Source organism: Shewanella saliphila, assembly GCF_014648295.1.
GTDB lineage: Bacteria > Pseudomonadota > Gammaproteobacteria > Enterobacterales > Shewanellaceae > Shewanella > Shewanella saliphila.
The window spans coordinates 1-10,640 of the sequence record NZ_BMQV01000076.1; the positions used below are offsets into that span (position 1 = coordinate 1).

A 10,640-nucleotide genomic window follows, 5' to 3' on the forward strand; every position below is an offset into this window, starting at 1 on the left:
CGTTCCGAAGAACAAGAAGACAATTTCGAATAACTCAATACCTGTGAATGTCCACACAGATTTCTTGTTTTGATTGTTAAAGAGCGTTGATGCCTTATTTCGTGCATCGCCGTTAGACGCTAGGTCATTGGCTTGGGAGGCGTATTTTACGCTTTCCCGTGTTGGCGTCAAGTGTTTTTTCAAACTTTCTTTTCGCCGTTGAATTGTGTGTTTTGAAGCACTTAATTCAACCTAACTCGGTGACCGCTTTCGCTGTCTGCCGTGTCAGTGGATGCGCATTATAGGCACCATGAGATTTAGTGCAACCCCTTTTTTAATAAAAAAAGATCGCTTGGCGATCTTTTCACCAAAAGCGATCCTTTTAGAAGTTTTTATATACTTTATGCTGATTTATTGCGCTTTTTGACTACTTTTACTGAATTGCGCTAAAAACGAAATCGCATTTTCGTCATCCCAGTCGATGTATGTGCGTACATAGGCCACCAGCTCACCTTGTTCATTTAATATAAATGTCGCAGGAATAGTGTCGAGTGGGAATACGTCACGCAGTTGTTGTTGCGGGTCAAAGTATGAATCAAATGCAGACAAACCTAGATCGGCTAAAAAAGGCTTCACTATTTTATCTGCGTCTGCATCTATTGAGATTGGTAATAAAACAAATTGCTCTGAATCTAGCGCTTGATTTAAACGATGTAGCGCAGGGAGTTCTCTTACACAAGGTGGACACCATGTTGCCCATAGGTTTATGACAACAACCTTACCTTTATAGTGTTCAAAGTTTACCTGTTGTCCGCTTGCATCAGTAAAGTCTACCAAGGCTATTGGAAAAGGTTGCGGTAAAACACTTATCCTGTCGAGTGTTGATTGAGTGGCTTGCTTGGTTTGCGCCTGCATACCAGGATATGCACTCACCATATTTGCTACGCTTAATAGCAGTACATTCGATAGCAATATTGCTAGCCACTTTTTCATTGTTACTCCAAACAGTTATTTACTTAGCCTTGTTCTTATTCAGTAATGCGTCTAATTCAGCTTGTTGTTCTGCTGATAGCGATCCCGCTTCTGTGGGTTGGATACGCTGTTTACGCACAAAGATATATCCGATGAATAATCCGAATATTAATAACCCAAATGGTCCTAGCCATAGAATGTAGGTTTTTGGGTCAAGCTTAGGCTTATACAATACAAAGTCACCGTAGCGGCTTGTCATAAAGTCGATAATTTCTTGCTCTGACTTACCGTTATCAACCATCTTGTAGACTTCAAGACGTAAATCATGTGCTACAGGAGAATTGGAATCGACTAAATTTTGGTTTTGACACTGGGGGCAACGTAATTGATGCGACAGTGACAATGCACGCTTTTGATTATCGGCTGATTTAAATTCGTAAGTATCTACAGGAGTTGCCATCGCCGATACAGCAAAAAGTGCAAAGGCTAAGAAAACGACCCATTTAGCTATCATGTTCATTAAGATGCTCCATCAGCTTTAGCTTCTGTTTGCAATTGTTGGATCATTGGGTACAGAGTTTGAGACCATACGGTTTGGTCAATAGGACCTGCATAGCGATAACGAATAATGCCATTGTGATCAACAATAAACGTTTCTGGTGCGCCATATACACCGAGGTCTAATCCTAAACGGCCATCTTTATCGAATATGTTGAGTGTATATGGGTCGCCTTGGTTGCGAAGTTCTTTTATCGCTAATGCTCGTTCGTCACGGTAATTGATACCGTATATAGGTAACAGATTACGCTTAGAAAGCATCAGCAAATACGGATGTTCATATTTACATGCCGGACACCATGTCGCCCAAAAGTTAAGCATTGAGACTTTACCGCTGAGATCTTTCTCAGACAGTACATCAGTTGCCACTTCTAAACGCTCGAGTTGGAAAGCCGGTAAAGGCTTTCCTTCTAATGCAGAATCGAGCACTTTAGGGTTTAAAAATAATCCTTTATATAAGAACACGCCCATACCCAAGAAAATAACTAAAGGTATAAACAGTACAAACTTCTTCATAGTGTCTCCGAGTGATTAAGCTGTCGCTAATTTTGCTTTTTCTGCTGCCTGCTGCTTAGCCACCTGTTTTACACGGTAACGTTTATCTGATGCAGCAAGGAAACCACCAATCATCATAAAGATTGATCCAAACCATAACCAACGAACGAACGGCTTGTAGTTAAGACGAACAGCAAACTCAGTTAAGCTAATTGGATCACCCATCGTGACATATAAGTCACGGAATAAACCCCAATCGATACCCGCTTCGGTCATGTCCATGGTGCGCACATTATATTGTCTGCGATCAGGTTTTAATAAAGTGATGAACTCATCATCTTTGTAAATTTCTATCTGACCTTGTTGAGCAGTATAATTAGGACCCACTACGTTTTTGGTTTCTAAATACTTAAAGGTATAACCCGCTAACTCTTGTGAGATACCAGGCCCCATACGCACACTCTTTTCGATTGAGTAATTAGATACCATAGTGCCACCCAGTACTGACACAGCAATACCAAAGTGAGCAATCATCATACCTAATTGACTACGTCCCATTCTGCTCAGGCTAATACCACCTTCTTTTTGGCTTACAATATTATAGCCAGCACGAAGTGTTGATAACATAATCCAAGAGGTTGCAGTGACACCTGCCATAACCCAAGCATTGAACTCGCCACCCGCAACAAACGGTACAATAGCACCAATAACTAACGAGATAATGGCTGGCACTAATAACTGACGTTTAATCTCACCCGCTTTAGATTTTTTCCAGCGAATGATAGGGCCAATACCCATAAAGCCAAATAACACAAGCACAATAGGCACGAATACGGCATTAAAGTATGGAGGTCCAACTGAGATTTTACCCATGCCTAACGCATCGATTAGTAGTGGATATAGTGTCCCTAGTAACACAGTGCCTGCGGCAACGGTAAGTAGCACGTTACAGATAAGCAGCATGGTTTCTTTTGATTTAAGTTCAAAGCGCGCAGGGCTACTCATTTCACTGGCTCGGAAGGCAAACAGTGTCAACGACCCACCGACCGCAAGACCTAGCAATAGTAAGATAAACAAACCACGACTAGGGTCAGCTGCAAATGAATGCACTGATGTGAGTACGCCAGAACGAACAATAAAGGTACCTAGCAGGCTTAATGAGAATGCAAAGATTGACAGTAATACAGTCCAGTTACGGAATGCGCCACGCTTTTCAGTCACGATAAGTGAATGCACTAACGCGGTACCGACTAGCCATGGCATAAATGAAGCGTTTTCAACTGGGTCCCAGAACCACCAGCCGCCCCAGCCTAATTCGTAATATGCCCACCAAGAACCCAGTGAAATACCACCCGTTAAGAAAATCCACGCTGCAAGTGTCCATGGGCGACTCCAGCGAGCCCATGCAGAATCAAGTCTGCCACTCATTAACGCAGCAATCGCAAAGGCAAAACAAACTGAGAATCCTACATAACCCAAATATAACATTGGAGGATGGAAGATAAGCCCAACATCTTGCAACATTGGATTTAAATCTCGCCCTTCCATTGGTACCGGAAATAACCGTTCGAATGGACTAGACGTTAAAATCATGAATAAGGTAAAGCCGACTACAATCATCGCAAGTACGGATAACACCCTTGCGGTAAAGACTTCTTCTAAGCCCTTACTAAATATTGCCACTGACATTGCCCACACAGAGAGTGCAAATACCCAAAACAATAATGACCCTTCATGGCCACCCCAAACTGCTGCAATTTTAAAGAAAATTGGCAGTTGTGAGTTTGAGTGATGCGCTACGTATGCGACGGAGAAGTCATCGGTAGCAAAGCTATAGCCTAAGGTGATAACAGATAGACTGATGAAAAAAAACATTCCGTAAGTCAGTGGCCAGGCATAACGAACAAGATACTGGTCTTTACGTGCGGAACCAAATAAAGGCACGCTAGCTAACAGTAAGGCAAAAGCCAAACCGAGAATTAGCGAGAAATGTCCAAGTTCTGGAATCATGGGTATTCCTTAGTCTAAATAATTAAGCGGATCTGAAACAAACAAATCACGGCACGATCAATCAATGCATTGAAACTAATATACGCACATTAGCTTAAACGAATTTTAACGCATTTTAGAACTTGCTATTACATCTGTCTGCCCTTTTCGTACAAAACTGGGTCACTAGTCTCATTATGAACATCTAATACATCAAAATGATTACCTAGCTTCGGCATCTGACAACAAGTAGGAATATAAAGTTTCATACTATTTAACAAACACATTCAATATGTGAACCAGTACGCAACTCTCAGGATTTAGATTCATATCTTCCTTATATTACTATTCAATTAATAATCTTTCCGTATAATCAAACTTCCAAGCACCGCGGTAAACACCGCTTCTTCTGTTAACCTAAAAGTGAATATTTAAACAATGACCACATTTTGGATTTTTATTGCGCTTGTCGTACTCATCGGCCTAATCATGATTTGGGTCCCTCACTTTCGCCAACAACAGCTATTAAAAGCAGAAGAAGCTGGCGTTCGTAAACAAACTAACCTCGAGCTTTTTGGTGAGCGGTTAGCAATACTCGAAAAAGAGTTGCAAGATGAGTTACTCGATCAAGCCGAGTTTGATGCGCTTAAGAAAGAATTAGAAATCAACCTTCTGCAAGATATGAAGCAAGAGGGTGATGACTCACTAGATGCCGCGATTAAGCCTAAAAGCGCTTTATGGCCTGCATTTATGACCATTTGCTTGTTAGCCATTTCAGGTTACTTCTACCAGCAACTGGGTGCGTACAATGAAATAGCCAACCCGCCACAAGCGAATAATCCGCATCAAGGTATGGACCCAGCACAAATCATGTCACAGCGTGTACAAATGATGGAAGCTCAAGTTCAGGCTGAACCAGAAAACAGTCAAGCTTGGTTTAGTTTAGGCCATGCATATGTCTCTGCAAATAAATATGATCAAGCGGCAGCAGCCTTTGATAAGGTAATGGAATTAGTCGGTACGCATGCAGAATTACTCGGCCCTAAAGCCACTGCGCTATATTATAAAGCCGGCCAAAAAATCACACCTGAAATTCAAGCTATCATTGACCAGTCATTGTCATTAGATCCACAAGACCCGTCTACATTGCTGTTAGTCGGTATGGATGCATTTTTTACGGCTGACTACACTAAAGCTATTGATGCTTGGCAGATGATTTTAGACAGCGATCGCAATGATGTTGACCGTACCGCGTTAATGAATGCCATTGGGTCAGCTAAAATGCGTATGGGTGACAGCAGCGACGCCATGCCGAATGATGCTAACCATAAAAGTATGGCGACAGCGACAACCAATGCCAACACCCTTGCTATTGAAGTGACCATATCCAATGAACTTGCCGACAAAGTCAGCGACTCTGATGTCGTATTTATCTTTGCCCGTGCAACTCAAGGTCCTAAAGTACCATTAGCAGCGACTAAAATTAGCGCAGCTAACCTCCCAGCGACAATTACTTTAGATGACAGCACTTCAATGGGCGGCGACATGAAACTTAGCTCAGTAAAAGAAGTGGAAGTGATTGCGGTTCTATCTAAAAATGGTAGTGTAAAACCACAAACGGGTGATCTGAAAGGTAGTATTGAAGCAATTGCGGTTGGTGGCAACGCCACGCTAACGTTAGATACATTGGTGCAATAAACACTAACCTATCATTGCCATACATATAAAAAAGTTTACTTGTATGGCAATGTATAAATCAGTAACAAACTCGCATAAAAAAACCGGCTATTAAGCCGGTTTTTGGTTTAGTCGAAAAATTACTTAGACATAAACTCGATAGCGTTTTTGTAATCTTCGTCAGTACAATCTGTACACATACCACCTGGTGGCATTGCATTTAAACCAGACTTAACTGAACCAACTAAGGTATCTAAACCTTTAGCTAGACGTGGTTCCCAAGCAGCAGCATCATGAACTTTAGGCGCACCGGCCACTCCCATGCTGTGACATACTTGACACGCTTTATTGTAAATAGCTTCACCTTCTTGAGCAAACACATTCGCAGACAAAGTTAATGCAGCTACTGCAGTCATTGCTAACAATTTTTTCATGTTCAACGTTCCTAATTGCAAATATACAAAGCTTAACGCTGCCCTTTGATTTAGAAGGCAGACTCTTTTTAGCACGACTAGGTTACTACAAATAGCAAAAAAACTCATCTTTTTGTGATAACTATCTCAGCTTAGTGCCTAAATCAAGACAATTTGTTCAGTTCAGGTAATATATTAGTAATCATTAAAAAAGTTCAAACAATTTTAAGTTTTTTGGAACCATATCAAATTGCTAGCACTTAGTCAGTGACAAAGCTAAACCGATAAATTCGTTTGTGTTAATATCTTTTTCGTATTCATCCTCACGCGTAGAACAAGAGGGATAAGTGACCATAACAAACCCATCACAAGTGCTATTAAGTGCCAATGAATTAACCTGTATTCGCGAAGAGCGTATTCTATTTGACGAACTCAGCTTTAATATTAATGCTGGTGATATTGTGCAAATTGAAGGTCCCAACGGCGCAGGTAAAACCAGTTTACTACGCATTATCGCCGGTCTGTCTCGCCCCTATGCTGGTGAGGTCGAATACCTCGGAGAAAATATCACTCGCTGTCGCGACGAATTTAACAACGATTTACTCTATTTTGGACATCTTGCAGGGGTAAAGAGCGAACTAACTGCAGAAGAAAATCTTAACTTCAATTTAAGAATCAGTGGCTATGATGACTTTGATACAACAGAGCTGTTGGCCAAAGTTAACTTAACTGGATTTGAAGAAGCTCTCGCGGGACATTTATCAGCAGGCCAACATCGACGCACAGCGCTAGCAAGATTACAGCATACTAATTGTAAAATATGGATTTTAGATGAACCATTTACTGCTATTGATAAAAAAGGTGTTGAAGAGCTAGAGCACTTATTTATAGCACATGCTAAGTCTGGTGGTTGCGTGATCTTAACGACGCACCAGGATATGGGCATCATCAATAACGATATATTACGAAAAGTCACTCTTGACTACCGCTTTGTATAAGGTATTTGAATGAAACGAGGAATAAGCTACACCGCAGCATTCATGACGCTTTTGCAACGAGATTTAAGAATTGCGATTCGTCATCGTGGTGATATTTTCAACCCATTGTTGTTTTTTATATTAGTTGTCACTCTGTTCCCATTAGGTATAGGACCTGAGCCACAAGTACTAACGAGAGTTGCCCCTGGGATTATTTGGGTCGCGGCACTATTAGCCTCGATGTTGTCACTAGAACGATTATTTAAAGCAGATTTTAGTGACGGTACGCTCGAGCAGATGTTACTAAGCCCACAACCCTTATCGGTATTGGTTTTAGCAAAAGTATTAGCGCATTGGATTTTAACCGGGGTACCACTTATTTTGGTTGCCCCGTTATTGGCGGTATTGCTACATTTAGATGGCAATAGTTATGGTGCGCTAATGGCTACACTGGCATTAGGCACACCCGTTTTGTCACTATTGGGCGCTATTGGAGTCGCATTGACGGTTGGATTAAGAAAAGGTGGTGTGTTACTCAGCTTACTGATATTACCTTTGTATATACCTGTATTGATTTTTGCTACCAGCGCGATTGACGCAGCTGGTTTGAATTTAGCTTATGATGGTCAACTTGCAATACTAGCGGCAATGTTGGTCGGTTCTTTAATCTTGGCACCTTTTGCTATTGGCGCCTCCCTACGTGTGAGTACAAACTAATGTGGAAATGGCTTCATACATATGCAGACCCAGAAAGAGCATACAAATTATCAGGCACTCTATTGCCTTGGTTCGCTTGCCTAGCAATCGCGTTCATCGGTTTAGGGACAACATGGGGGTTGCTGTTTGCTCCGATGGATTATCAGCAAGGCGATAGTTTTCGTATAATCTATATCCATGTTCCAGCGGCATCCATGTCAATGGCAACATACATGGCTATGGCATCTGCTTCATTCGTTGGTTTAGTATGGCAAATAAAATCCGCTGATTGGGCTGCTGCGGCAATAGCTCCTATTGGCGCGATCATCACTTTTATCGCCTTACTCACGGGTGCTGCATGGGGTAAACCTATGTGGGGAACATGGTGGGTATGGGATGCACGTCTAACATCGGAACTAGTATTGTTATTTTTATACCTTGGTGTCATTTCACTATATGCATCATTCGAAGACAAAGTACTGGCCGCCAGAGCTGCAGGTATTTTGGCGATTGTAGGTGTGATTAATGTTCCAATTATAAAATACTCTGTGGATTGGTGGAGTAGTTTGCATCAACCATCTACGATTAAAATCACAGAAAAATCAACTATGACTAACGAAATGATATTCCCATTATTAATTAACATGGCTGGGTTTGGCTTAATGATCGGGGCGATTACCCTCGTCCGATATAGAGCAGAGATCCTTGCGCGTAATGGCATGCGTCCATGGGTAAGAGAACTGGCTACAGCTGAGGAGGCAAAATAATGCAATTTGAATCGTTTGCTGAATTTATTAATATGGGTGGCTACGGATTTTATGTGTGGTTATCGTACGGTGTAACGTTTGGTTGTTTAGCCACTTTAATTACTTTAAGCGTTAGAAAGAAACGCAAAGTGCTTATTGAAATAGCTAAAAAGATGACGCGTGAACAACGCCTTAAAGAAAATAGAGGTACAAAATCGTGAATCCAAGACGTAAAAAAAGACTAACTTTAGCAGTCGCACTAATCGCAGGTGTAGCAGCAGTGGCATCACTATTATTGTATGCACTTAATTCGAACTTAAACTTATTCTATACACCCTATGAAATTGTACATGGCAAGACAGATACAGGTGTTAAACCTGAAGTCGGTCAGCGTATACGTGTAGGTGGTATGGTGACAATGGGCTCAATGAAACGCGATCCTGACAGCCTCCATGTTGAATTTGCGGTACACGACTCTGCTGGCGGTGAAGTGATAGTTACCTTTGATGACCTATTGCCTGATCTGTTCCGTGAGGGACAAGGGATTGTAGCGCAAGGCGTACTGGTCGAATCTGGTAAGTTACAAGCGACCGAAGTGCTGGCAAAACATGACGAAAACTATATGCCTCCAGAAGTCGCTGAAGCCATGGGCCAAAAGCATGAAAAACTGGATTATTCAGAGCAAAAGCCATCTGAAGGCTACCAGTATTAGTCATCAGTATAAGAATTAATTTAAATGATAGATAAAATGCCAATCAATCGATTGGCATTTTTTATGTGTAACCTAGGGTGACAACGTTATACGCTGCGATAATTAATCAACAATAATCAAATTAAGGCCATATATTGAAACACGGCCTAAAGCTCACATACATAAACCATATGACACACCCTTATAACTCTCTAAACATCTGCAAGATCTCGTCAACAACTTATCACTACAAGTTTATCCAAATCAATAATCAGAAGCATCGCACTGCTATACAACCGCGTTAACGCCAAAAAAGGACCCAGAGGCGCTTGTAACGAACTTAGGAAGAACATTTTAAGCCAAAGCATAACGTCATTAGCGACATCAAGTATGTGTTCGATTCAATGAGTATACAGGCAAGGTCAGCATTACCGACAATTAACAGAATGCACAACCATATAAGCATTCAGGCTTTTAACATGTTTGTTTTAATTCTGCCGCCTAAATATCAACGATGCACAAATATTCTTAAGTTAGTTACTAATATTTACTAAGGCCTGTTGATCTTTGCAGGTTGATTTTTGTTCGAGTTAAAACGATTAAATCGAGGCGAATGGATTGCTACCTAGTCATCTAAGCAACGCTTTATTCACTAAGGGTCATTCAACGAAGAGTAAAAGGTTTTCAGCCGAGCTAATGAGGCAGCGTTTGTTGACCATTTTTACAGCGTTATCGACTTCTTATGTAGAATAACTACACCTCAAAGTCTCTGCAGCATTATTGTAAATATGGGTAACGATCAACAATTCGCTGCAGAAACCCACGAAGGTTCAACAGGCCCTAATCTGAACGAATTAATAACCGCGCTACAAAGGTGGACATAAAGTGTCACTGCTTTTTGACATATCAAGTTGAAAAGAAATTTAATTTACGACTAATTCAATCGATTTAATAAAACCTTAAGCTTCTAAAATACAAATTAAATTTAAAACCTTAAGACAGCTTGTCAACAGCAATACATATATTAGAGTGATAGTTTGCTGTAGCAGGACAATAGTGACTGTATAAGCCCCCTATAAAGAACATGGTAATGCATTCAGTTGTATGAACAAAAGAGGCCATGTTTAACATTTGTGATGGTTTAACAAAGCAAGTCATCGTTTTCAGGCGGCCGTAGTCGAATCAGAAAAGTATTTATAGTCAAATGACATAGATGAAAAGCAGTAACCATAACGGCATCTATCTACCGTTAACTAAAACACCAGCTCTCTTTTAAAAAGTGCTAATTGGTAGGTATGAACAATAAATAGTCAGAAACAATGTAAACGTCTAGCGAACGGCACCTAGCAATTTATCTTTGCTTGATATTCCACGGCAATAATGACTCAACCTCGGATGAGGTCTCTGCCAAGCCTTGCAGGCACTTGGCGATATACTCATGCACGAT

General features: G+C 41.0%; 12 protein-coding genes. 6 read left to right on the forward strand and 6 right to left on the reverse strand.

Going from position 1 to position 10,640, the window contains the following annotated elements; translation table 11 throughout:
- From IEY48_RS20510 to IEY48_RS19850, 5 genes are all read right to left on the reverse strand, one after another.
- A partial coding sequence (locus IEY48_RS20510; RefSeq protein ID WP_229786599.1) for a hypothetical protein occupies positions 1 to 183 on the reverse strand: 183 nt, incomplete at its 3' end.
- 207 nt (positions 184 to 390) lie between these two features.
- Entirely contained in the window at positions 391 to 972 is a 582-nt protein-coding gene (locus IEY48_RS19835) for a TlpA disulfide reductase family protein (RefSeq protein WP_188923279.1), read from the reverse strand.
- A gap of 19 nt (positions 973 to 991) precedes the next feature.
- On the reverse strand, positions 992 to 1,471 hold the full coding sequence (nrfF, locus tag IEY48_RS19840) for a heme lyase NrfEFG subunit NrfF (RefSeq protein WP_188923280.1): 480 nt from the start codon (positions 1,469 to 1,471) through the stop codon (positions 992 to 994).
- Complete coding sequence (locus IEY48_RS19845) at positions 1,471 to 2,025, reverse strand: DsbE family thiol:disulfide interchange protein (protein WP_188923281.1); 555 nt, start codon at positions 2,023 to 2,025, stop codon at positions 1,471 to 1,473. Before IEY48_RS19845 ends, nrfF begins: the two co-directional genes overlap by 1 nt.
- 15 nt (positions 2,026 to 2,040) lie before the next feature.
- Positions 2,041 to 4,014 (reverse strand): heme lyase CcmF/NrfE family subunit, encoded by a 1,974-nt coding sequence (locus IEY48_RS19850; protein ID WP_188923282.1) that lies wholly within the window; start codon positions 4,012 to 4,014, stop codon positions 2,041 to 2,043.
- 417 nt (positions 4,015 to 4,431) lie between these two features.
- On the opposite strand from IEY48_RS19850, the gene ccmI reads away from it, so the two are divergent.
- Positions 4,432 to 5,691 (forward strand): c-type cytochrome biogenesis protein CcmI, encoded by a 1,260-nt coding sequence (gene ccmI, locus IEY48_RS19855; RefSeq protein WP_188923283.1) that lies wholly within the window; start codon positions 4,432 to 4,434, stop codon positions 5,689 to 5,691.
- 119 nt (positions 5,692 to 5,810) lie between these two features.
- Here ccmI and IEY48_RS19860 read toward each other — a convergent pair whose 3' ends face one another.
- A complete protein-coding gene (locus IEY48_RS19860) occupies positions 5,811 to 6,104 on the reverse strand; it encodes a c-type cytochrome (protein ID WP_188923284.1) in 294 nt (97 codons plus the stop codon).
- 326 nt (positions 6,105 to 6,430) lie between these two features.
- Between IEY48_RS19860 and ccmA the strand changes: the two genes are divergently transcribed.
- The 5 genes from ccmA to ccmE are packed head-to-tail and all read left to right on the forward strand — an operon-like array spanning position 6,431 to position 9,214.
- Positions 6,431 to 7,081: a cytochrome c biogenesis heme-transporting ATPase CcmA gene (gene ccmA / locus IEY48_RS19865; RefSeq protein ID WP_373293758.1), complete on the forward strand. Its 651-nt coding sequence runs from the start codon at positions 6,431 to 6,433 to the stop codon at positions 7,079 to 7,081.
- A gap of 9 nt (positions 7,082 to 7,090) precedes the next feature.
- Positions 7,091 to 7,777, forward strand: coding sequence for a heme exporter protein CcmB (gene ccmB / locus IEY48_RS19870; protein ID WP_188923285.1), 687 nt, complete (start codon positions 7,091 to 7,093; stop codon positions 7,775 to 7,777).
- Positions 7,777 to 8,523, forward strand: a complete 747-nt coding sequence (locus tag IEY48_RS19875) for a heme ABC transporter permease (protein ID WP_188923286.1) — start codon at positions 7,777 to 7,779, stop codon at positions 8,521 to 8,523. Before ccmB ends, IEY48_RS19875 begins: the two co-directional genes overlap by 1 nt.
- Positions 8,523 to 8,723 (forward strand): heme exporter protein CcmD, encoded by a 201-nt coding sequence (gene ccmD / locus IEY48_RS19880; RefSeq protein WP_188923287.1) that lies wholly within the window; start codon positions 8,523 to 8,525, stop codon positions 8,721 to 8,723. Before IEY48_RS19875 ends, ccmD begins: the two co-directional genes overlap by 1 nt.
- Complete coding sequence (gene ccmE, locus IEY48_RS19885; protein WP_188923288.1) at positions 8,720 to 9,214, forward strand: cytochrome c maturation protein CcmE; 495 nt, start codon at positions 8,720 to 8,722, stop codon at positions 9,212 to 9,214. The genes ccmD and ccmE overlap by 4 nt, the downstream gene beginning before the upstream one ends.
- Positions 9,215 to 10,640: the final 1,426 nt, after the last annotated feature.

What these genes read in the sequence shown, in the direction of transcription:
- IEY48_RS19835 (WP_188923279.1), bottom strand. Translation starts at nt 972, where the DNA reads ATGAAAAAGTGGCTAGCAATATTGCTATCGAATGTACTGCTATTAAGC.
- nrfF (WP_188923280.1), bottom strand. Translation starts at nt 1,471, where the DNA reads ATGAACATGATAGCTAAATGGGTCGTTTTCTTAGCCTTTGCACTTTTT.
- ccmI (WP_188923283.1), top strand. Translation starts at nt 4,432, where the DNA reads ATGACCACATTTTGGATTTTTATTGCGCTTGTCGTACTCATCGGCCTA.
- IEY48_RS19875 (WP_188923286.1), top strand. Translation starts at nt 7,777, where the DNA reads ATGTGGAAATGGCTTCATACATATGCAGACCCAGAAAGAGCATACAAA.
- ccmB (WP_188923285.1), top strand. Translation starts at nt 7,091, where the DNA reads ATGAAACGAGGAATAAGCTACACCGCAGCATTCATGACGCTTTTGCAA.
- IEY48_RS19845 (WP_188923281.1), bottom strand. Translation starts at nt 2,025, where the DNA reads ATGAAGAAGTTTGTACTGTTTATACCTTTAGTTATTTTCTTGGGTATG.
- IEY48_RS19850 (WP_188923282.1), bottom strand. Translation starts at nt 4,014, where the DNA reads ATGATTCCAGAACTTGGACATTTCTCGCTAATTCTCGGTTTGGCTTTT.
- IEY48_RS19860 (WP_188923284.1), bottom strand. Translation starts at nt 6,104, where the DNA reads ATGAAAAAATTGTTAGCAATGACTGCAGTAGCTGCATTAACTTTGTCT.
- ccmD (WP_188923287.1), top strand. Translation starts at nt 8,523, where the DNA reads ATGCAATTTGAATCGTTTGCTGAATTTATTAATATGGGTGGCTACGGA.